Here is a 19,891-nt window from a genome sequence, read left to right on the forward strand (position 1 = left end):
GCAGGATCTTCCACACATAGGGATGGAGGGCGGCCCCGTGAGTCGCCCGAGCAGCCCTCATGGCCGCATGCGAACGAGCATTCTACCCGGAAACGGTGGTGAGGAAAGTGGCGTTATTCCACGATGCTGGCACAGCGCTGTGACGGGGCCTACTTAAAATAAGGGCTTTTTGCTGAACTTCAACCCGTTCACGGCAGAAGTTACTCGTTGATTTAATGGGTAAACCGACTGCAAAGCAATGGGCCAAGCGTGTTCAGTGCTTTCTGCTAACATGGCGGCTCTGTTACTTCAGGTGTCTGATCATGGCATTTCGCCCTCTTACGGCCAGAGCACCCGCCGTCCTGCTTCGCGAAGCCAAGCCTTTAAAAGCTATATTCAGCCACGCTCAACGCTTGGCCCATTTACAGCGTTTGCTTGAAAGCCAGCTGCAGCCTGCTGCCCGCGAACATTGTCACGTGGCTTCCTGGCGCGAAGGCAGTTTGCTGTTGATCGTCACCGACGGTCATTGGGCGACCCGGTTGCGCTATCAGCAAAAACGTTTGCAACGTCAACTGCAGGTATTCGACGAGTTCAACAGCCTGACGCGCATTCTGTTCAAGGTTCAGCCGCCTACCGTGCAACAAGGCGCAATCGGCCACACCATGGACCTGTCGACAAGCGCCGCAGAGACCATTCAGGCCACCGCCGACGGCATTACCGACCCCAACCTGCGCGCCGCGCTGGAGCGTCTGGCCAGCCACGCCAAACCGCGGACCTGAATTATTCTCCTGCGGCGCCCAGTAGACCGCAATCGCGAGCAAGCCCGCTCCCACACTAGATTGATGGTGTGCCGCCAATTTGTGGCACAACACATATTTAATGTGGGAGCGGGCTTGCTCGCGATGGTAACGCCGCGGTGTGTCGAGCACCCCGCGATCATCAGCGACGTTTGCTGCCGCCCAGCAACGAGCCCATCAAACCACGGACCAATTGCCGGCCCAACTGATTGGCTGCCTGACGCATGGCCGACTTCAACGCCTGTCCGGCCGCCGTGCCGAGAAACTCACCGGCCTTGTCAGTGAAGCTTGGTTCTTCAGTCACCGGTTTGCCTGGCGCCGCTTCGGGTTCTGGTGCAAGTCCCTTGCGACCCATCAATACTTCATAGGCCGATTCACGATCGATCGGTTTGTCATAACGTCCGACCAACGGTGAGCTGGCAATCAAGGCCGCACGCTCGGCGTCGCTCAAAGGCCCGATGCGCGATTGCGGCGGTGCCACCAACACACGCTGGACCATGGCTGGCGTGCCCTTGTCCTGCAAGGTGCCGACCAAGGCTTCACCAATGCCCAGTTCCGTCAGTACCGCCAACGCATCGAACGCCGGGTTCGGACGAAAACCCTCGGCCACCGCTCGAAGGGATTTCTGTTCTTTGGCAGTGAAAGCCCGCAGCCCATGCTGAATGCGCAAACCCAACTGAGCCAGAACGTCATCCGGCAAGTCGCTCGGAGACTGAGTGACAAAATACACGCCGACCCCTTTGGAGCGGATCAAGCGTACGACCTGTTCCAAACGGTCCTGCAAGGCCTTGGGTGTTCCGGCGAACAACAAATGCGCTTCATCGAAGAACAGCGCCAGCAGCGGCTTTTCCGCGTCGCCGCGTTCCGGCAGTTGCTCGAACAACTCAGCCAGCAACCACAGCAGGAAGGTCGCGTAGACCTTGGGGGCTTCATGCACTAGACGGCTGGCGTCGAGTAGATGAATCCGCCCGCGGCCATCACTGGCAGGCGCAAGAATGTCTTCCAGTCGCAATGCCGGCTCACCAAACAAGGCTTCGGCGCCCTGCTGCTCAAGTGTTGCCAGGCGCCGCAACAGTGCCTGACTGGAGCCAGTAGTCATCAGCGCCGCATCGTCACCCAATAACTCAGGGTTGTCCCGAAGGTGGTTGAGCAGTGCCTTGAGGTCTTTGAGGTCCAGCAGCAACAGGCCTTCACGGTCGGCCACTTTGAACGCGGCATACAGCGCGGACTGCTGGCTGTCGGTGAGTTCCAGCAGACTGCCCAGCAGCAACGGCCCCATTTCGCTCAACGTGGTACGCAATGGATGGCCGGACTGACCATGAATGTCCCACAGAGTGACCGGATAAGCCTGAGGTTTGTAATCGAGCCAAGGCATCCCGGCGATCCGTTCAGCGACTTTGCCCTGAGGGTTGCCGGCGGCACCCAGGCCGCACAAATCACCTTTGATATCGGCGGCAAACACCGCCACACCGGCATCACTGAAGGCTTCGGCCAACCGCTGCAAGGTTACCGTTTTCCCGGTACCGGTAGCGCCTGCCACCAGCCCGTGACGGTTCGCCAGGCGCATGGCCTGGGCAATCGGTTGTCCCTCAAGATCAGCACCGATAACGAGTTGCGATGAGTCAGGCATTTTGTCACCCATGGTTAATCTTTAACCCTGCATGGTCGATATAGAAAAGCGAGAGACCAGAAAAGACTGAAATCTAGGTCGGATAATTCCCTAAGGAGAGATGGAAATATCAGCTTACTTTCAACTTTGCCCATTTTGCGCGCTTTCATAACAGCACGCCCTGGACATTAAGACCTTAGCGGACACCACAAGTGATGAACAAAAATCTGCGCTTCAGCCATAAAATCCTGCTTGCCGCCGCCCTGATCGTTATTGCCGCTTTTGCCTCCTTCACGCTGTACAACGACTATCTGCAGCGCAATGCGATTCGCCAGGACCTGGACAATTACCTGCAGGAAATGGGCACCGTCACTGCGAAGAACATCCAGACCTGGCTCGCCGGCCGCAGCTTATTGATCGAAAATCTTTCGCAGTCCGTTGCCCTCAACCCGGACATGGGAAACGTCGCCAATCTGCTTGAACAAAAAGCCGTGACGTCCAGCTTCATGGGCGCCTATCTAGGGAACAAGGACGGCAGCTTCCTCATTCGCCCGGACAGCAAAATGCCGGACGGCTACGACCCGCGCGCGCGCCCTTGGTACAAGAGTGCAGAGAACAGCAGCGGCTCGGCGTTGACCGAACCTTACGTCGATCTGGCTTCCGGCCAATTGGTGATTTCCATCGTCAACAGCGTGCTCAAGGGCGGCCAGAACATCGGCGTAGTGGGCGGCGATCTGAGCCTGCAGGTGATTGCCGACAGCATCAACGCGCTGGACTTCGGCGGTATGGGATATGCCTTTCTGGTCAGTGCCGACGGCAAAATCCTCGTGCACCCGGACAAGGCGCTGGTGATGAAGACGCTCAAAGACGTCTACCCGCAAAACACGCCGCGCCTGAGCAAAGACCTCAGCGAAATTGAAGTCAATGGTAAAACCCGTATCGTCACGTTCACCCAGATCAAGGGCCTGTCCTCGGTCAACTGGTACATCGGTCTGTCCGTCGACAAGGACAAAGCCTACGCGACGCTCAGCAAATTCCGCACATCGGCAATCGTTGCCACCCTTATTGCCGTGGTCATCATCATCGCCCTGCTCGGCATGCTGATTCGCATCCTGCTCCAGCCACTGCATGTAATGACCCGTGCGATGCAAGACATTGCCGACGGCGAAGGCGACCTCACCAAGCGCCTGACCATCCAGACTCAAGACGAGTTCGGCATCCTCGGCACCGCGTTCAACCGCTTCGTCGAGCGGATTCACACCTCGATTCGTGAAGTATCCTCGGCCACCGAGCATGTCAACGAAGTGGCCCTGCGCGTGGTCAGCGCTTCCAACTCATCGATGTTCAACTCCGACCAACAAGCAACACGCACCAGCAGCGTCGCCGCAGCGATCAATCAGCTTGGCGCCGCTGCCCAGGAAATCGCCCAAAACGCCGCCCTCGCCTCGCAACATTCCAGCGACGCCCGCAGCCTGGCCGAAGACGGCCAGCAAGTGGTCGACAGAAGCATCAAGGCAATGAATCAGCTGTCCACCATGCTGAGCGCTTCAAGCACCAACATTGAATCCCTCAATAGCAAGACGGTGAACATCGGGCAGATTCTCGAAGTGATCACCAGCATCTCGCAACAGACCAACCTGCTGGCGCTCAACGCGGCCATTGAAGCAGCGCGGGCCGGAGAGGCCGGACGCGGTTTTGCGGTAGTGGCTGATGAGGTGCGCAACCTGGCTCATCGCACCCAGGAATCGGCACAACAGGTGCAGACCATGATCGAAGAGCTGCAAGTCGGCGCCCGCGAGTCGGTCAGCACCATGGGCGAAAGTCAGCGCCACAGCCACGACAGCGTGGAAATCGCCAACCTCGCCGGTGAGCGCCTAAACAGCGTGACCCAGCGCATCGGCGAGATCGACGGCATGAACCAGTCGGTGGCCACCGCGACCGAAGAGCAGACCGCCGTAGTCGAGTCGATCAACGTGGACATCACCGAGATCAACACCCTCAATCAGGAAGGCGTGGAAAACCTGCAGTCGACCCTGCGCGCGTGTTCCGACCTGGAACAACAGGCCTCACGCTTGAAACAACTGGTGGGCAGTTTCCGGATCTAGCACTGTCTCACCGGCCTCTTCGCGGGCAAGCCCGGCTCCCACAGGTTCTAGCGTCGAGCACAAAACCTGTGGCGAGGGGGCTTGCTCCCTCGCCACAATTCATCGCCAGGGCATGGATTTTCGTTAACTGACTGCCCCTTACCCCTCTTCCTGACACCTCCCCCGCAAATCCGCGCCGAACATCTATCCTTCATAAAGGTCAACCCTAAGGAGAACAACGGAAAGGAGGGATGCTCATCGTGCATATCGCTGACATAACCATGTTCTACGCCCCTGCCAGCGGTGGCGTGCGCACTTATCTGGATGCCAAACATCGTCGCCTGGGACTTCATCCAGGTATCCGTCACAGCCTGCTGATTCCCGGGGCGTATCTGAGCGAGCAGGACGGTATTTACACAGTCCCTGCTCCCGCCGTCCCCTTCGGCAAAGGCTACCGCTTCCCTTGGCGTCTGGCCCCCTGGCGCAATGTCCTGCGCGATTTGCAACCCGATCTGATCGAAGTCGGCGATCCTTACCTCACCGCTTGGGCCGCCCTCGATGCTCGCCGTCAACTTGATGTGCCGGTGATCGGCTTTTATCACTCCGATCTGCCACTGCTGGCGAGCAACCGTATGGGCAACTGGTGCACGCCGAATGTTGAGGCGTATATCCGCAAGTTATATGGCAATTTCGATCGGGTATTGGCACCCAGCCAGATCATGGCCGACAAGCTGATCGGTCTGGGGGTGAAAAACGTTTATGTACAGCCCTTGGGCGTGGACCTGCACACCTTCAACCCGAGCGCTCGCGACCCGGGCTTGCGCGCTGAACTCGGTATTGGCGAAGACACCCGGCTATTGATCTTCGCCGGGCGCGGCTCCAAGGAAAAGAACCTGCCGGTGCTGCTCAATTGCATGAAACACCTCGGTGAGCGCTATCACCTGCTGCTGGTCGGGTCCTCCATGCCGGCCGTGGTACAGGACAACGTCACTGTGATCGATGAGTTCTGCCCCGCTCACCAGGTTGCCCGGTTGATGGCCAGTTCCGATGCGCTGCTCCACGCCGGCGACCAGGAAACCTTCGGCCTGGTGATCCTCGAAGCCATGGCCAGCGGCATTCCGGTGGTTGCAGTGGACGCCGGTGCGTTCAATGAAATCGTCACACCTGACTGCGGCCTGCTCTGTATCCCGGACAACCCGTTGGCAATGGCCAATGCCGTGCGGGAACTGTTCGCCTACGGCAGCGCTATTCTGGGTCAGCAGGCGCGACAGCATGTCGAACAGCATTACGCCTGGGACGCGGTGGTGGGCAGCCTGTTGGGGCACTACCACGCTGTGCTCGGCAGCCAGCAGCCGTTGCTGGCTCAGGGTTGAAGCGATGAGCATGCCCAGCGTGTTGCTGGTCCTGCATGACGTTGCTCCGCAAACCTGGGCGGACTATCGGCCGTTTGTCGAAGCGGTCGATGCATTGGGCAATGTGCCAATAACCTGGCTGGTAGTGCCCGACTTCCACAAACACAACGCGCTAGACGCCCATCCAGGGTTCCGTCGTCTGTTGACCAGCCGCCTGGCCCAAGGCGATGAGCTGGCGCTGCACGGTTACTTTCATTGCGACGACAGCCCCGCGCCAGCAAGTCCGCGGGATTGGTTCATGCGACGGATTTATACCCATGAGGGTGAGTTCTACAGTTTGTCGCAAAACGCCGCCCTCGCCCGCCTGCACGCCGGAATCGAGCTGTTCCTGCGCTACAACTGGCCGCTGGAAGGGTTCGTCGCTCCGGCCTGGCTGATGAGCGAGGGGACGCGTCAGGCGTTGCGACAACTGCCGTTGCGCTATACCAGTGATCCACAGCATCTCTATCGCCTGCCGGACTTCACTCCGGTTGCTGCACCGGGACTGGTCTGGAGTTCGCGCAGCGCCTGGCGCCGTGGTCTGTCAAAGATGCTCAGTGATCAATGCGAACAGCGTTGGCAGCAAGCTCCGGTGATTCGCCTCGGCGTGCACCCGGTGGACATGCGTCATGAATTTTCCCGGAACTACTGGCTGCAAACCTTAAAACGCTTGCTGGCTGACGGTCGCGTGCCGATGACCAAGGCCAACTGGCTGGCAGCCCACACCACACTCACAAGGAGCGCCGCATGAGCCGGGCAATCTGGCTAGTCGTCGCGTTATTAGCGGCGGTGCTGGTTCCCCAGCTGCTGGGCGGCAGCGATATGTGGCTGCGCGTGCAGCGATTCCCGCTTGCCCTGTTACTGACGATGCTCGGCATGATTGTGCTGTGCTGGGTGCTGAACTCATTTCGCCTGCGCCTGTTACTGGGGGAGCAGCGCGGTCAGCTCGGACGTCTGAAAAGCCTTGGGGTGGTGATGTCCACCGAGTTCGCCATGTGCGCAACGCCCGGCGGCAGTGGCGGCCCGTTGACGTTGATGGCTCTGCTGGCGCGCAACGGCGTGCGCCCGGCCCATGGCAGTGCGGTGTTTGCCATGGATCAGTTGAGTGATTTGCTGTTTTTTCTGTGTGCGTTGGTCGGGATTCTGTTTTATTCACTGTTTCAGAATCTGAGTCAGAGAATCGAATGGATGCTGACCCTCAGCGCTATCTCGATGTTTGGCGGGCTCTGCAGCTGCCTGATCCTGGCGCGCTACCACCGCTGGCTGATTCGCCTCAGTGCCCGACTGCTCAAACGCCTGAACGTCAGGGCACACACCCGGCGGCGCTGGGCGCGTAAGCTGCTGCACTTTCTGGCGGCCTTCACCGCCACCCTCAAACTGCCGTGGCAAACACTGGCCCGCGTGTTTGCCCTGACCTGCCTGCATTGGGCCTTGCGCTACAGCGTGCTGTATCTGGCCCTGCGTGGCTTGGGCGTGGACTTGCAGTGGGCCTGGAGTTTTCTGATCCAGATGCTTTCGCTGAGTGCCGGGCAATTCAGCCTGCTGCCCGGCGGCGCAGGTGCGGCCGAGCTCACCTCGGCGGCGCTATTGGCGCCCATGGTCGGCAAGTCGACTGCGGCGGCAGCGATTCTGATCTGGCGGGCCGTGACCTACTACTTCTACTTGCTGGCAGGTGGGCCGGTGTTTTTGCTGATGGTCGGACGACCGTTGTTGAACAAGCTGATGAAACTCAAACAGGCTTAGAGGCAGGCTCGGTAGCCGGTTTTTCCTGTAATTGCTCCCACAACTCGGCGGCGCCGGGAAACTCAGTGCCGTCTTCCGGGCTCAGATCATCCGGGTCATAGCGGCTCAGGCAGCCCTCGCCTAATGTCGCCGGAGCCTTGGACGTCGCTTTATCCAGTGGATCAGCCATGTTCATATCCTCTATGTCACCCCCGACAGCGGACGCAGAGCGTCCAGGGCGGCATTCCCACGCAGAGCGTGGGAACGATCATCAGAACACCACGGTTTTGTTGCCATGCACCAGCACCCGGTCTTCCAGGTGGTAGCGCAGACCGCGAGCCAGCACCATCTTCTCAACGTCACGGCCGAAACGCACCATGTCTTCGATGCTGTCGCTGTGGCTGACACGCACCACGTCCTGCTCGATGATCGGGCCGGCATCCAGCTCTTCGGTCACATAGTGGCAGGTCGCGCCAATCAGCTTCACGCCGCGCATGGAAGCCTGGTGATACGGCTTGGCACCAACAAAGGACGGCAGGAAGCTGTGGTGAATATTGATGACCTTGTGGGCATATTCACGGCACAACTCGGGCGGCAGGATCTGCATGTAGCGGGCAAGCACCACGACTTCGGCGTCATGCTGTTTGACCAGACGCGAGACCTCGGCAAAAGCTGGCTCTTTATCCTGCGGATTCACTGGCACGTGGTAATAAGGAATGCCGTGCCACTCGACCATGCTGCGCAGGTCATTATGGTTGGAAATAACGCAGGAAATTTCGCAATCCAGCTCATCACTGTGCCAACGGTGCAGCAAGTCAGCCAGGCAATGGGACTCGCGGCTGGCCATCAGCACCACGCGCTTTTTCTGCTCGGTGTCAGTGATCCGCCAGTCCATGGAGAACTCTTCGGCAATCGGCGCAAACGCCTCGCGAAAAGCCTCAAGTCCAAAGGGCAGCGAATCGGCACGAATCTCGTGACGCATGAAGAACCAACCACTGAGATTGTCCGAGTGATGGCTCGCTTCGGTGATCCAACCGTTATGGGACGCCAGAAAGTTACTGACTTTAGCAACGATGCCGACGCGGTCTGGGCAAGCAATCACCAACCGAAAAGTGCGCATGAGGGGGAAACTCCAGAACTTCGCAAAGGCGGCCATTCTAGCCATTGCGCGGCAAAACTGCAGTACTCCTGACGCTTTGTTCTATGGGCTCGTCAGACGCCGACTACCTGCGCGTCGCCCTCGCGCTATGCCCAAGACCTGTAAGGACCTTTCCTACAACTGCGTAAGATTTCTATTGTGACTATCGGTGATGACGTCATCACACTATTTAACTGAGCCGTGGAGTCTTTTTCGCTAAACCGTCTTATTAAAATAAATAAAGTCTGCTTATATGTTTACTTGCTGAAACGGTCTGCCTATTATTGCGGCACTGTAACCTTGTCATCCAGCGCCCAACATAAGGTAGTCCTCATGTCCTTGATCAACGAATACCGCGCCACCGAAGAAGCTATTAAAGAGCTGCAAGCCCGTTTGAAGAATCTGTCCCAAGACGACAAACTGCAAACCGAGCTGGAATTCGAAGGCAAACTGCGCACCCTGATGGGCGAATACTCCAAATCCCTGCGCGACATCATTGCGCTGCTGGACCCAGAATCCAAAACCAGCAAAGCTCCACGTGGCGTCGTGAAAACTACCGGCACCAAACGTGCTCGCAAGGTTAAACAATACAAAAACCCGCACAATGGCGAAGTCATTGAAACCAAAGGTGGCAACCACAAAACTCTGAAAGAGTGGAAAGCCAAGTGGGGCGGTGACGTGGTTGAAGGCTGGGCTACCCTGTTGGGCTAAGTGAAACACCCGTCGCAGCCTGTTTGCGACCAAAAAAACGCCAGCTAGCTGGCGTTTTTTTATGCCTGCGATTCAGGCAAAAGAACTCACTGATCTCAAAGGCTCAAACGCTTGCGCAACGACTGAGCATAATCACTCCACTCATTGAGCACCTGACGCTGAACCGGTGTAGCACTTGCCGTTAATTCGACGGCGGCCTCATTAAAAGCGCTCAAGGTATTTGGAGCGCCCCATTCAGGTGCTGACAAACGTTGCTGACAGAATAATCGCCAGCGCGCCCGTTCCTCATCATTCAAGGTGTCTGGAAAGTTACGAGCGCGGTAGCGGAATAATAATTCCGGCAAACGCTCATCATCGAACGGCCATTGTTGTTGTGCTAACTGAGCAGGGTCAGCGGTCCTGACTTGCTCGCATAAACGACGATCCCGGTCCCCCACAAAACCATCATATAACTGTTGCTCAGGGTCCTGGCTGGGGGCAAAGTCCTCGCTGGCATAAATAGCCTGGACTTTATCTCGCCAAACTTCTGGTGAGTCACTTAGCCGCAGCGCCCTGGCCTGATAGAGCGCCATATCCAATTGCAGGCGTTGCTGATCTTCGGCCCGCAATACAGACAATGGGGCCACTACCGGACAGCGGTTGATATGAATCAGCTTGAGCGGAACCGGCAACTCGCCTTCCGCCAGATCATCGCGACGGGTATATAGCCGCTGACGCAAGGTTTCCGCGTCCTGATCCAGTAACCCCTGCGGGTCCAGATGCAGATCGCAAACGATCAGGGCGTTTTTGTTACGCGGGTGCCAAGCCAGCGGCAGCACCACGCCGACGTAATGTCGGGCAGCGGAAAACCGCCCCGAAATATGCATCATCGGCTGCAACAGTTTTATCTGGTCCATGACCTTTTGCTTGCTGCGCAACTGGAACAGCCAGTCATACAGCTTCGGCTGCTTGTCGCGAATCAACCGTGCCAGGGCGATCGTCGCCCGCACATCGGACAATGCATCGTGAGCCTGGCCATGGTCGATGCCATTGGCAGCGGTCAGGCGCTCGAGTTTCAGGGTGACGCGGCCGTCCTCTTCAGGCCAGACAATGCCTTGCGGGCGCAGTGCATAGGCTGCGCGAACCACATCAATCAGATCCCAGCGACTGTTACCGCCCTGCCACTCGCGGGCATAAGGGTCGAAAAAATTCCGATACAGACTGTAGCGGGTCATCTCATCGTCGAAGCGCAAGGTGTTGTAACCGGCGCCACAGGTACCGGGGGCCGCCAGTTGCGCGTGAACCCGGGTCATGAACTCGGCTTCGCTCAGGCCCTGTTCAGCCAGGCGGCTCGGGGTAATGCCGGTGATCATGCTGGCCGCCGGGTGCGGCAAGATGTCGTCGCTCGGCTGGCAGTAGAGATTGACTGGCTCACCTATTTCATTGAGCTCGGCATCGGTGCGGATCCCTGCAACTTGCAACGGTCGGTCGCAGCGCGGATTGATGCCGGTGGTTTCATAGTCGTACCAGAAGATGGAGGTCACGGGCTATTCCTGATCTAAAGACCGGCAAAGTCTAGGCGCTCATAGGTTGGCCCGACCAGCGATGTCTGCATTCAATCATTACCGGCTGAATTGTTTGTCATACATAGTTATGTGGTTTGGCCCTCGGACACTGCTAGCATCAAACGAGTATTGATCCTCAGGCCACCAATCAAGTTGCCCATGATCCAGACTTCAGCACTGCCACGCAAAGCGCTGCTGCACCCGCCACTGGACACTCGGTATCAAGTCGAGACGCCGGAAGGCATCGACCTGCCGCTACGTCCAGCCGGCCTGATGCCCCGAGCGCTGGCCTTCTCCATCGACCTGGGAATTCGCGGGTTGATTCTTGCCCTGCTGTTCATTGCCCTGGGGTTTCTGGGAGAGCTCGGCATTGGGCTAGGCTCGATCCTTTTGTTTGGCATCAGCTGGTGGTACATGGTGCTGTTCGAAGTGCTCAACCAGGGCCGATCGCCGGGCAAACAGTTAATGGGATTGCGAGTCGTCCATGACGACGGCACACCCATTGGCTGGGTCGCCTCGCTGACCCGCAACCTACTGCGTGTTGTCGATATGCTGCCTTTGGGCTACGTCCTTGGGGCCCTCAGTTGCTTGCAACACCCCACCTTCAAGCGCCTCGGTGACCTGGCAGCCGGCACGCTGGTGATCTACCGCGAACAGCCAGTGGCTCGCCCGCAACTTCCCCTCGCTCAACCGCTACGGCCTCCCTTTGTCCTCAACCTGAATGAACAACGCGCCATATTGAGCTTTGCCGAACGCCAGAGCGAACTCTCCGATGAGCGAGTCCATGAGCTCGCCGCCATCCTTGCCGAACCGCTGCACGTATCACCACCGGGCGCTGTCGCCGAACTCAACGGTATCGCGCGCGGCTTGTTGGGGCCGATATGAAGCAAAGCCTGTTCGAAAGTCGCCATCAACCCGAATGGGACCAATTTGCCCAACGCCTGCAACAGCTGGAGCATGGCAAAGCGCGAGCCGATGACTGCGCAAGCTTCCCCAAGGACTACCGACGACTGTGTCAGCATCTGGCCCTGGCCCAGGAACGCGGCTACAGCAGTTTCCTGATCGACCCGCTGCAACAACTCGCATTACGTGGTCATCAACAGCTCTACCGTCACCGCAGTCAGTTGGGTGCCAATTTGCTGAGTTTCATCCTTGCCGACTTCCCACGGTTGGTCCGCGAACAATGGCGTTTTGTGTGGGTGGCCAGTCTGTTGTTTTTCGGCAGCCTGAGCGGCATCGGCATTCTGGTCTACCTGTTCCCGGGGCTGATCTACAGTGTGGTGTCTGCCGAGCAGGTGTCCGAGATGCACAGCATGTACGACCCCACGGCCCATCACCTGGGGCGCACGGCCGAACGGGCGTCCAGTGAAGACTGGGCGATGTTCGGTTACTACATCATGCACAACATCGGCATCGCCTTTCAGACCTTCGCCAGTGGTTTGTTGTTTGGCTTGGGCAGCGTGTTTTTCCTGATCGTCAACGGCCTGATAATCGGCGCCATCGCCGGCCACCTGACGCACATCGGCTATGGGGAATCCTTCTGGTCATTCGTCATCGGCCATGGTGCATTCGAACTCAGCGCCATTACCCTGGCCGGCGCGGCGGGCCTGCAACTGGGCTGGGCATTGATCGCACCCGGGCGCCTGACGCGCGGTGAGGCCCTGCGACTGGCGGCGCGCAAGAGTGTGCAGTTGATTTGCGGTGTGATGCTGTTTCTGGTGATTGCTGCCTTTATAGAAGCCTATTGGTCCTCGATGACCGAGCCCGCACCCTTGATCAAATATCTGGTGGGCGCCGCTCTTTGGTTGCTGATGGCCGCTTACCTGATGTTTGCCGGACGTACGCCCCATGCGCCTGAGTGATGCCAGTGTGGTCATCCGCCCACGTACAGCCTGGGAAGCCATGGATCTGGGCGTCCTGCTGAGCCAGCAACATCGACGTCTGTTGATGACGAGTTGGGCGGCTATCACCCTGCCGATCTTTGCTCTGCTCAGTTTGCTGCTTTGGGACTCACCGAACATCGCCTTGCTGCTGTTCTGGTGGTTGAAACCGGCGTTCGAGCGACTGCCGCTGTATATCCTTTCCAAAGCCCTGTTCGGTGAAACCCCAAGCGTGAAGCAGGCGCTAATCCAATGGCCACACCTGCTCAAACCGCAGCTGCTGGCCAGCCTGACCTGGCGCCGCTTGAGCCTGAGCCGCAGTTTCATCATGCCCGTCGTGCAGCTTGAAGGGCTGAGCGGTCAGGCCCGACAGCAACGATTGCTGGTACTGCAACAACGCAACAGCGGCGCTGCACGTTGGCTGACCGTGATCGGCGCCCATCTGGAGATGGCCTGGTGGATCGGACTGACGGTGCTGTTCTACCTGTTCCTGCCGCAACAGATCGAGCTCGATTGGAGCTGGCAAACGCTGATCGCCGCTGCCCAGCAGGATTGGCTGTGGCTGGAACACTTGCTCAATGCCCTCTACGTCGTGGTGCTGATTGTCTGGGAACCCATCTATGTTGCGTGCGGCTTCAGCCTGTACCTCAACCGGCGCACCGTACTCGAAGCCTGGGACATCGAATTGATCTTCCGGCGGCTGCGCCAGCGGTTGAGCGGCGCCGCTGTCACCTTGATGCTGGCCGGGCTGATGCTGCTGCCCATCGCGCAGCCGGCATGGGCCGGCGAATCACCCAGCGCTCCAGACAGCCCGCGCCTGCTCGAACAACCGCTGACCAGCCAGGCCGCCAAGGACAGCATCAAAACCATTCTCGACAAGCCGCCCTTCACGAATCCGCAAACCGTCACCCGTTATCGACTCGGCGAAGACGCACCATCACCTGCCGACAACACAGAATCACCTGCATGGCTGAAAACGCTTTTCGGGATGTTCGATAGCCGCAGCTTTGGCACTCTGGCCGAGGTCATAGAAGTTCTGCTCTGGGCCAGCGTCATCGGAGCCGTTGCCTTGCTGCTCTGGCGTTATCGCGAATGGTTGCGGGCATTTGTCAGTCTCCGCCCGGTGCTGCGCAGCCAGATCCCGCGCTCTGCCCCTGCGCAACTATTCGGCCTGGACGTCAGCCTCCAAACCCTGCCCGCCGATGTTGCCGCCAGCGCCGAAAGTCTTTGGCAGACCCAACCTCGCGAAGCCCTTGGCCTGCTGTATCGAGCCTTGCTCAGCCGTTTGCTGCATGACTTTCACGTCCCGCTGAAAGCCGCCGACACCGAAGGCCAGGTGCTGGAGCGCATCCAGTCTCTGCAACAACCGGACCTGCAAGCCTTCAGCACCCGCCTGACGCTGCACTGGCAGAACCTGGCTTACGGTCACCAGCTACCCCCTGCGCATCTGCAACAGGAACTCTGTGACGGCTGGCGTGAGTTGTTCGGCGCGGGGTCGTAGCGATGAACCGTCGTCTGATATTGCTCATCGGCTTGCTCATCAGCGGTTTGCTGGTAGCACTGGGTGCCTATGTTTACCTGAACGCCGAGCCTTATCAGGAAGTGATCGATCATGGTCCCTCTCCCGAAGCCCAAGCCAATCCGTACCTGGCCGCCGAACATTTTCTGCGCAGGCGAGGCTTGCAGGTCGCCCACGCCAACAGCCTCGATATCCTGCCGACTCTGGAGCCACGCCAGCAAAGCCTGTTGTTGCTGGGCGACAGGTCAAACATGAGTCAGCGTCAGGTCAATCAGGTGCTGAACTGGGCCCGGGCCGGCGGGCGATTGCTGTTTGTCGCCGAAGCGCTGTGGAATGAGGAAACGGGCAGCAGTGGTGACCTGCTGCTCGACCGCGTGCAGCTGCACCAATTCCTGAGCAAAGACCTTAAAGGCCCGCCCCCCAAATCCAGCGAGGACCCCTACCCCAAGCTGACCAAGCTCTATCTCGAAGACGAAGAGGCGCCGGCCTACGCCAGCTTCGACACCGAATTTCATCTCGAAGACCCGAAAAACCTCGCCCAGTCGTGGGCCAACAGCGCCTTGGGCACCCACATGATGCAGCTGAGCTATGGCTTGGGTTCGATCACCGTGGTCACCGACGCCGAGCTCTGGAAAAACCCGAACATCGGCAAGTACGACAATGCCTGGCTGCTCTGGTACCTGTACTCGGACACCGGCGTGACCCTGCTCTTCAATACTGAACACGACGACCTGCTGACCTTGCTGCGGCGTTATTTCCCTCAAGCGTTGGTCGCGCTCGCGGCCTTGGCCGGTCTTGGGATCTGGCACGTCGCCATGCGCCGTGGCCCCGTGCAATCGCCAGCACCCAAGGCCCGCCGACAGCTCCAGGAACACCTGCGCGCCAGTGCTGATTTCCTGTTGCGACGCAGTGGCCAGGCCAGCCTGTTGCACGGATTGCAGCAGGACATCCTGCGCCGCGCACGACGCCGCCACCCCGGCTTTGAACGACTCGGCGTTGCCGAACAATGGCAGGTGCTCGCGCGCCTGACCCGCCAACCCACCCGTGCAATCAGCCAGGCACTCAGCCCACGCCCCAGACAACAGCTTTCCAGCGCTGACTTCAGCCGTCAGGTGGCCCAGTTGCAAACCCTCAGGAATGCCTTATGAGTGAACAACCGAAGGATGTGGGTCATTTCGAGCCTGCCAGCCCGCAGGCGCACGCCGCTCAGCAGCGTCAGCGAGCCAGTCAACTGGCTCAGGCATTACGCTATGAGCTGCGAAAAGCCGTGATCGGCCAGGACGCGGTCATCGATGACGTACTCACAGCACTGATTGCCGGCGGCCATGTGCTGCTCGAAGGCGTGCCGGGGCTGGGTAAGACCTTATTGGTCCGCGCCCTGGCCCGTTGCTTCGGCGGTGACTTTGCGCGCATCCAGTTCACCCCGGACCTGATGCCCAGCGATGTCACCGGCCACGCGGTGTACGACATGCAAACCGAGCAGTTCAAGCTGCGTAAAGGCCCGCTGTTCACCAACCTGCTGCTGGCCGACGAGATAAACCGCGCCCCGGCAAAAACCCAGGCGGCGCTGCTCGAAGCCATGCAAGAGCGTCAGGTCACCCTCGAAGGTCGCGCGCTGCCGATCGGCCAGCCGTTCATGGTGCTCGCCACGCAAAACCCCATCGAACAGGAAGGCACCTACCCGCTGCCCGAAGCCGAGCTCGACCGCTTCATGCTCAAAGTGCGCATGGACTACCCGGATGCCGACCAGGAATTGAACATGGTTCGTCAGGTCAGCCGTTCGACCAGGGCTGACATGCTTGACGTACAACCGCTGCGCACCGTGCTGCAAGCCAAGGATGTACTGGCCTTGCAACGCATCGCCAGCGATTTGCCGCTGGACGAACAGGTGCTCGACTACGCCGTGCGTTTAGCCCGCACCACCCGCAGCTGGCCAGGTTTAACCCTCGGTGCCGGGCCTCGCGCCTCGATTGCGCTGGTGTGCGGCGCACGGGCCCGAGCCTTGCTGCGTGGCGGTGAGTTTGTGATCCCGGATGACATTAAAGGCTGTGCGCTGGCCGTACTGCGCCACCGCGTGCGCATCGCACCGGAGCTGGATATCGAAGGGTTTGAGGTCGATCAAGTGCTCAAGCAACTGCTCGACCAAGTCCCGGCGCCACGGTTGTGAATACCTCCAGCTGGATCGACTACCCCCCTGTGGCGAGGGAGCTTGCTCCCTCGCCACAGTGCGTGCGCCTTGAAAACAGGTGGGCAACCTTATGATGAGTCCTCTCTGCCCATGAAACCCACCCGCCTGCTGCTGATCTGGCTCGGCGTTTTGCTGGGCATTGGCATTGTGCTGGGTGCATTCCGAGCGCTTGGGGTCGACGTGGCGCAAAACATCCAGTCCATCAACTGGGGACTGCTGCTGGCCCTCCTGCTCCTGGCAATGCTCGATGCGTTCAGGCTCAAACGCCTGCCCTCGCCGCGCCTGCAACGGCAGATGCCCGGCAGCCTGGCGCTAGGGCGTTGGGGCGAAGTACGTCTGGATATCCAACACGACTATCGCCAACCGCTGAACGTACACCTGTTCGACCACGTGCCAGACGGTCTGAGCTTCGAGAACCTGCCGCAATCGGTCGAGCTGCAGCCTGGCCAACACAGCCAGATCGGCTACCGCCTGCGCCCGCTCAAGCGCGGTCATTTCAGCTTCGAACGCTGCGAAATCAACCTGCCCAGCCCACTGGGCTTGTGGTCTGATCGACGTTATCTGACCCTGATCGACAGCACCCGCGTCTACCCTGATTTCGCCCGTTTGTATGGCGCGCAACTATTGGCCGTGGACAACTGGCTCAGCCAACTCGGCGTACGCCAGCGTCAACGTCGCGGGTTGGGCCTGGAGTTTCACCAACTGCGCGAGTTTCGCGAAGGCGACAGCCTGCGGCAGATCGACTGGAAAGCCACCGCGCGTCAGCGCACACCGATTGCCCGTGAGTATCAGGACGAACGCGACCAACAGATTATTTTCATGCTCGACTGCGGCCGCCGCATGCGCAGCCAGGACGTTGAGCTGGCGCACTTCGACCAGGCCCTCAATGCCTGCCTGTTGCTCAGCTACGTCGCCTTGCGCCAGGGCGATGCGGTGGGCCTGAGCACCTTTGCCGGCGAGCAACCGCGTTACCTCGCCCCGGTCAAAGGCAGCGGCCAACTCAACGTCCTGCTCAACGCCGTCTACGACCTCGACAGCAGCCAACGCCCCGCCGATTACCAGGCCGCCGCCAACCAACTGCTGGCCCGACAAAAACGCCGGGCGCTGGTGGTCTTGGTGACGAACCTGCGGGATGAAGACGACGACGAATTGCTGACCGCCGTCAAACGCCTGAGCCGACAACATCGAGTGTTGGTCGCCAGCCTGCGCGAGGAAGTATTAGACGTTGTTCGGCAAGCGCCCGTGCAAACCTTGTCCGAAGCATTGGCCTACTGCGGCACAGTCGATTATTTGAATGCACGGGCCGAGCTTCATGAACGATTGACCGCTCACGGCGTTCCGGTACTGGATGCGCGGCCCAGTGAATTGGGCGCCGAACTGGTGACGCGTTACTTGAGCTGGAAGAAGGCTGGCGTGCTTTAACGGGTTAAGCCCTGCACGGCAACTATTAATGTCGTAGGCATCTATTTCGAAACTTTACACTGACTACACTAACTTGCGCCATTGCCTACACATCCCCCAGAATCGCCCCGCTTGTGCACCTTGCCCCACGCTACTAAGGTTCTCCAGTCGCTGCCCATCAGCGATCGGGTTTAGTAGCCCGGAGGTTGTCATTACGGTGTACAAGCATCATTCAGTCAGGTATTCCCTATTCCTGCACTTGATGGTGGCTGTGCGCAGGGCGCTTCGGCGCGCCGGTAATGGTGACTCCCCGGTCTACTAACCTGCGTACAGCCGCCACCCCTTCGTTTAGTAGCGAGGTGGTTGCGGCTCCACTCAAGGAGCACCAAACATGTTCAAAGTCACCCCCAATCCGCCCGAAACCCCAACCGTTTCTCCCGAAGAAACCCTCGACTCAAAAAAGCTCCACGAGGCCGTACACCAGCCCCTCGATCACTACCTGACCCCGCCGCCATCCGACAAGCCACGCGCAAGCGACGACCGTCCGCCGCAGATCTTCACCGTCGCCCCGGACATCAACCCCGAAGCCTTGTTGGCCCACGCCTATGAAACCTTTTGCTCGGCCAGCTCCCTGACCCTGGATTTGTCCGATGATCTGGAGGGCAAGCACCGCAACCTCGCCCTGGCGATTTATAGCCTGATGGAGTTGGGGTTGTTGTTGGTCGAAAAAATGATGGATCGCGAGCAATCGGTGAAGGTGTAGGGCGCGGTTTGTCAGGCAAGCAATTGTTGAATGAAAGACCCCATCGCGAGCAAGCCCGCTCCCACACTGGATCTGTGTAAGGCCATTATGGTGTGACCTAAGCAGACCTAATGTGGGAGCGGGCTTGCTCGCGATAGCGGCCGAATGATCAACACCCGCCCAAGCCAATGTCAACGGACCCGGCCCTCACGCCGAAGCCGACAACGAATGAAAACTGAAATATTGCTTCAAGGCGCTGACCAACTGCCCATATTCAACCGGTGCCTTAAGCACGACAAAACCCGCATCGTAGTGGTGCGGCGTCGCGTCTTCATGGCACCACAGGCAACAGGCCGTGAAATCGATTACCTGCTGGCAACCGTCGCTGACAGGAATCTTCAGGCGCAGTTCGAAGTCGGCGCCGATCATCATCGGTAACTGGCTGATCAGCATCAGCCCGTCTTCGGAAACGTTACCCAGAAAGCCAATGGGCTTGTCGGTGATGCTGTTGAACACCCTTAAAAAATACGGCAGTTGATGCCGCTCGATCCGGCGGTCGGTGAACATGCTGAGTATCGCTATAAAAGGCCATTAAGCATGGCCGCACTAGTGCTTCGGAACGGACCTGCCGAGCAGGCACGCTCTCCTCGGTCGCGGTGTGCCAGCGGCCTTGGCCCTGTCACTGTTTCTCTGCCACTCCCAAGTGTTACGTGTTTTAGGTTGCACCTTCTAAAACTACGTATTCGAATACTAGCTCAATGCTGACCGTCAGCCCGATTAAATGGCCGCTGTCATTAGTAGACGCTCGGACGTGCCTGCGCGGCGCTGCGGGTTGGGTAATGGCCCAGTGACTGCAAGGTTTCCAGACGGGCGCGAGCGCGGAATGCATATTCGCTGTCCGGATACTGCGTAATGAGAAACTGGTAAGTCTGCGCCGCATCGATGAACAGCTTCTGACGCTCAAGACACTGCCCACGCATCATCGACACTTCCGGCTGCATATAGCGCCGCGAACGGCTCTCGCGGTCGACTTTGGACAGCTCGAGCATCACCTGCTCGCAATTGCCACGGTCATAAGCGTGGTAGGCGTTATTCAAATGATGGTCCATCGACCAACGGGTGCAGCCAACAACACTGAGGGCAAGGGCCGCAATGAGCACGAATCGCATGGGGGATCTCCTGTCTT

19 protein-coding genes and 1 pseudogene are annotated in these 19,891 nt (G+C 59.0%); 14 read left to right on the forward strand and 6 right to left on the reverse strand.

Annotated elements, in window-relative coordinates:
* Positions 1 to 302 precede the first annotated feature (302 nt).
* Positions 303 to 758, forward strand: coding sequence for a DUF721 domain-containing protein (locus ACN1C3_RS22060; RefSeq protein WP_419117871.1), 456 nt, complete (start codon positions 303 to 305; stop codon positions 756 to 758).
* A 160-nt stretch (positions 759 to 918) separates the two neighbouring features.
* Here ACN1C3_RS22060 and ACN1C3_RS22065 read toward each other — a convergent pair whose 3' ends face one another.
* Entirely contained in the window at positions 919 to 2,406 is a 1,488-nt protein-coding gene (locus ACN1C3_RS22065; RefSeq protein WP_419117922.1) for a helicase HerA-like domain-containing protein, read from the reverse strand.
* 194 nt (positions 2,407 to 2,600) lie between these two features.
* On the opposite strand from ACN1C3_RS22065, the pseudogene ACN1C3_RS22070 reads away from it, so the two are divergent.
* The 5 genes and pseudogenes from ACN1C3_RS22070 to ACN1C3_RS22090 all read left to right on the forward strand — a co-directional run.
* Positions 2,601 to 3,632, forward strand: a pseudogene (locus ACN1C3_RS22070) (cache domain-containing protein); the annotation flags it as partial.
* 93 nt (positions 3,633 to 3,725) lie between these two features.
* Positions 3,726 to 4,490 (forward strand): methyl-accepting chemotaxis protein, encoded by a 765-nt coding sequence (locus ACN1C3_RS22075; protein ID WP_419117923.1) that lies wholly within the window; start codon positions 3,726 to 3,728, stop codon positions 4,488 to 4,490.
* Between the two features lie 230 nt (positions 4,491 to 4,720).
* Positions 4,721 to 5,842, forward strand: a complete 1,122-nt coding sequence (locus ACN1C3_RS22080; protein WP_419117872.1) for a glycosyltransferase family 4 protein — start codon at positions 4,721 to 4,723, stop codon at positions 5,840 to 5,842.
* Positions 5,843 to 5,846: 4 nt separating this feature from the next.
* The gene (locus tag ACN1C3_RS22085) at positions 5,847 to 6,611 is read left to right on the forward strand and encodes a DUF2334 domain-containing protein (protein ID WP_419117873.1); all 765 of its coding nucleotides are present in this window, start codon (positions 5,847 to 5,849) and stop codon (positions 6,609 to 6,611) included.
* Positions 6,608 to 7,603 carry a lysylphosphatidylglycerol synthase transmembrane domain-containing protein gene (locus ACN1C3_RS22090; RefSeq protein WP_419117874.1) on the forward strand — a complete coding sequence of 332 codons (996 nt, stop codon included), beginning with the start codon at positions 6,608 to 6,610 and terminating at the stop codon, positions 7,601 to 7,603. The genes ACN1C3_RS22085 and ACN1C3_RS22090 overlap by 4 nt, the downstream gene beginning before the upstream one ends.
* On the opposite strand, the gene ACN1C3_RS22095 is transcribed toward ACN1C3_RS22090, so the two are convergent.
* Entirely contained in the window at positions 7,590 to 7,772 is a 183-nt protein-coding gene (locus tag ACN1C3_RS22095) for a hypothetical protein (protein ID WP_419117875.1), read from the reverse strand. The genes ACN1C3_RS22090 and ACN1C3_RS22095 overlap by 14 nt on opposite strands.
* Positions 7,773 to 7,853: 81 nt before the next feature.
* On the reverse strand, positions 7,854 to 8,702 hold the full coding sequence (gene purU / locus ACN1C3_RS22100; protein WP_419117876.1) for a formyltetrahydrofolate deformylase: 849 nt from the start codon (positions 8,700 to 8,702) through the stop codon (positions 7,854 to 7,856).
* Between the two features lie 351 nt (positions 8,703 to 9,053).
* Here purU and mvaT point away from each other — a divergent pair, with 351 nt between their 5' ends.
* Complete coding sequence (gene mvaT / locus ACN1C3_RS22105) at positions 9,054 to 9,431, forward strand: histone-like nucleoid-structuring protein MvaT (protein ID WP_419117877.1); 378 nt, start codon at positions 9,054 to 9,056, stop codon at positions 9,429 to 9,431.
* Positions 9,432 to 9,526: 95 nt separating this feature from the next.
* On the opposite strand, the gene sbcB is transcribed toward mvaT, so the two are convergent.
* A complete protein-coding gene (sbcB, locus tag ACN1C3_RS22110) occupies positions 9,527 to 10,954 on the reverse strand; it encodes an exodeoxyribonuclease I (protein WP_419117878.1) in 1,428 nt (475 codons plus the stop codon).
* A 180-nt stretch (positions 10,955 to 11,134) separates the two neighbouring features.
* Here sbcB and ACN1C3_RS22115 point away from each other — a divergent pair, with 180 nt between their 5' ends.
* From ACN1C3_RS22115 to ACN1C3_RS22145, 7 genes are all read left to right on the forward strand, one after another.
* On the forward strand, positions 11,135 to 11,860 hold the full coding sequence (locus tag ACN1C3_RS22115) for an RDD family protein (protein ID WP_419117879.1): 726 nt from the start codon (positions 11,135 to 11,137) through the stop codon (positions 11,858 to 11,860).
* Positions 11,857 to 12,837 (forward strand): stage II sporulation protein M, encoded by a 981-nt coding sequence (locus ACN1C3_RS22120; protein ID WP_419117880.1) that lies wholly within the window; start codon positions 11,857 to 11,859, stop codon positions 12,835 to 12,837. The genes ACN1C3_RS22115 and ACN1C3_RS22120 overlap by 4 nt, the downstream gene beginning before the upstream one ends.
* On the forward strand, positions 12,824 to 14,356 hold the full coding sequence (locus ACN1C3_RS22125) for a DUF4129 domain-containing protein (protein WP_419117881.1): 1,533 nt from the start codon (positions 12,824 to 12,826) through the stop codon (positions 14,354 to 14,356). The genes ACN1C3_RS22120 and ACN1C3_RS22125 overlap by 14 nt, the downstream gene beginning before the upstream one ends.
* Positions 14,357 to 14,358: 2 nt before the next feature.
* Positions 14,359 to 15,522 carry a DUF4350 domain-containing protein gene (locus tag ACN1C3_RS22130; protein ID WP_419117882.1) on the forward strand — a complete coding sequence of 388 codons (1,164 nt, stop codon included), beginning with the start codon at positions 14,359 to 14,361 and terminating at the stop codon, positions 15,520 to 15,522.
* The gene (locus ACN1C3_RS22135; protein WP_419117883.1) at positions 15,519 to 16,541 is read left to right on the forward strand and encodes an AAA family ATPase; all 1,023 of its coding nucleotides are present in this window, start codon (positions 15,519 to 15,521) and stop codon (positions 16,539 to 16,541) included. Before ACN1C3_RS22130 ends, ACN1C3_RS22135 begins: the two co-directional genes overlap by 4 nt.
* 111 nt (positions 16,542 to 16,652) lie before the next feature.
* A complete protein-coding gene (locus ACN1C3_RS22140) occupies positions 16,653 to 17,984 on the forward strand; it encodes a DUF58 domain-containing protein (protein WP_419117884.1) in 1,332 nt (443 codons plus the stop codon).
* Positions 17,985 to 18,354: 370 nt separating this feature from the next.
* The gene (locus ACN1C3_RS22145) at positions 18,355 to 18,726 is read left to right on the forward strand and encodes a DUF6124 family protein (RefSeq protein ID WP_419117885.1); all 372 of its coding nucleotides are present in this window, start codon (positions 18,355 to 18,357) and stop codon (positions 18,724 to 18,726) included.
* Positions 18,727 to 18,912: 186 nt separating this feature from the next.
* On the opposite strand, the gene ACN1C3_RS22150 is transcribed toward ACN1C3_RS22145, so the two are convergent.
* Positions 18,913 to 19,272, reverse strand: a complete 360-nt coding sequence (locus tag ACN1C3_RS22150; RefSeq protein ID WP_419117886.1) for a PilZ domain-containing protein — start codon at positions 19,270 to 19,272, stop codon at positions 18,913 to 18,915.
* A 227-nt stretch (positions 19,273 to 19,499) separates the two neighbouring features.
* Positions 19,500 to 19,874, reverse strand: a complete 375-nt coding sequence (locus tag ACN1C3_RS22155; RefSeq protein WP_419117887.1) for a tetratricopeptide repeat protein — start codon at positions 19,872 to 19,874, stop codon at positions 19,500 to 19,502.
* Positions 19,875 to 19,891 lie beyond the last annotated feature (17 nt).

This window comes from Pseudomonas sp. H11T01 (assembly GCF_048515765.1).
Taxonomy (GTDB): domain Bacteria; phylum Pseudomonadota; class Gammaproteobacteria; order Pseudomonadales; family Pseudomonadaceae; genus Aquipseudomonas.

Excerpts from the sequence above, each read along its gene's own strand:
- ACN1C3_RS22060 (WP_419117871.1), top strand. The coding sequence starts at position 303 with ATGGCATTTCGCCCTCTTACGGCCAGAGCACCCGCCGTCCTGCTTCGC.
- ACN1C3_RS22065 (WP_419117922.1), bottom strand. The coding sequence starts at position 2,406 with ATGCCTGACTCATCGCAACTCGTTATCGGTGCTGATCTTGAGGGACAA.
- ACN1C3_RS22075 (WP_419117923.1), top strand. The coding sequence starts at position 3,726 with ATGTTCAACTCCGACCAACAAGCAACACGCACCAGCAGCGTCGCCGCA.
- ACN1C3_RS22080 (WP_419117872.1), top strand. The coding sequence starts at position 4,721 with ATGCTCATCGTGCATATCGCTGACATAACCATGTTCTACGCCCCTGCC.
- ACN1C3_RS22085 (WP_419117873.1), top strand. The coding sequence starts at position 5,847 with ATGAGCATGCCCAGCGTGTTGCTGGTCCTGCATGACGTTGCTCCGCAA.
- ACN1C3_RS22090 (WP_419117874.1), top strand. The coding sequence starts at position 6,608 with ATGAGCCGGGCAATCTGGCTAGTCGTCGCGTTATTAGCGGCGGTGCTG.
- ACN1C3_RS22095 (WP_419117875.1), bottom strand. The coding sequence starts at position 7,772 with ATGGCTGATCCACTGGATAAAGCGACGTCCAAGGCTCCGGCGACATTA.
- purU (WP_419117876.1), bottom strand. The coding sequence starts at position 8,702 with ATGCGCACTTTTCGGTTGGTGATTGCTTGCCCAGACCGCGTCGGCATC.
- mvaT (WP_419117877.1), top strand. The coding sequence starts at position 9,054 with ATGTCCTTGATCAACGAATACCGCGCCACCGAAGAAGCTATTAAAGAG.
- ACN1C3_RS22115 (WP_419117879.1), top strand. The coding sequence starts at position 11,135 with ATGATCCAGACTTCAGCACTGCCACGCAAAGCGCTGCTGCACCCGCCA.
- ACN1C3_RS22120 (WP_419117880.1), top strand. The coding sequence starts at position 11,857 with ATGAAGCAAAGCCTGTTCGAAAGTCGCCATCAACCCGAATGGGACCAA.
- ACN1C3_RS22125 (WP_419117881.1), top strand. The coding sequence starts at position 12,824 with ATGCGCCTGAGTGATGCCAGTGTGGTCATCCGCCCACGTACAGCCTGG.
- ACN1C3_RS22130 (WP_419117882.1), top strand. The coding sequence starts at position 14,359 with ATGAACCGTCGTCTGATATTGCTCATCGGCTTGCTCATCAGCGGTTTG.
- ACN1C3_RS22135 (WP_419117883.1), top strand. The coding sequence starts at position 15,519 with ATGAGTGAACAACCGAAGGATGTGGGTCATTTCGAGCCTGCCAGCCCG.
- ACN1C3_RS22140 (WP_419117884.1), top strand. The coding sequence starts at position 16,653 with ATGAAACCCACCCGCCTGCTGCTGATCTGGCTCGGCGTTTTGCTGGGC.
- ACN1C3_RS22145 (WP_419117885.1), top strand. The coding sequence starts at position 18,355 with ATGTTCAAAGTCACCCCCAATCCGCCCGAAACCCCAACCGTTTCTCCC.
- ACN1C3_RS22150 (WP_419117886.1), bottom strand. The coding sequence starts at position 19,272 with ATGTTCACCGACCGCCGGATCGAGCGGCATCAACTGCCGTATTTTTTA.
- ACN1C3_RS22155 (WP_419117887.1), bottom strand. The coding sequence starts at position 19,874 with ATGCGATTCGTGCTCATTGCGGCCCTTGCCCTCAGTGTTGTTGGCTGC.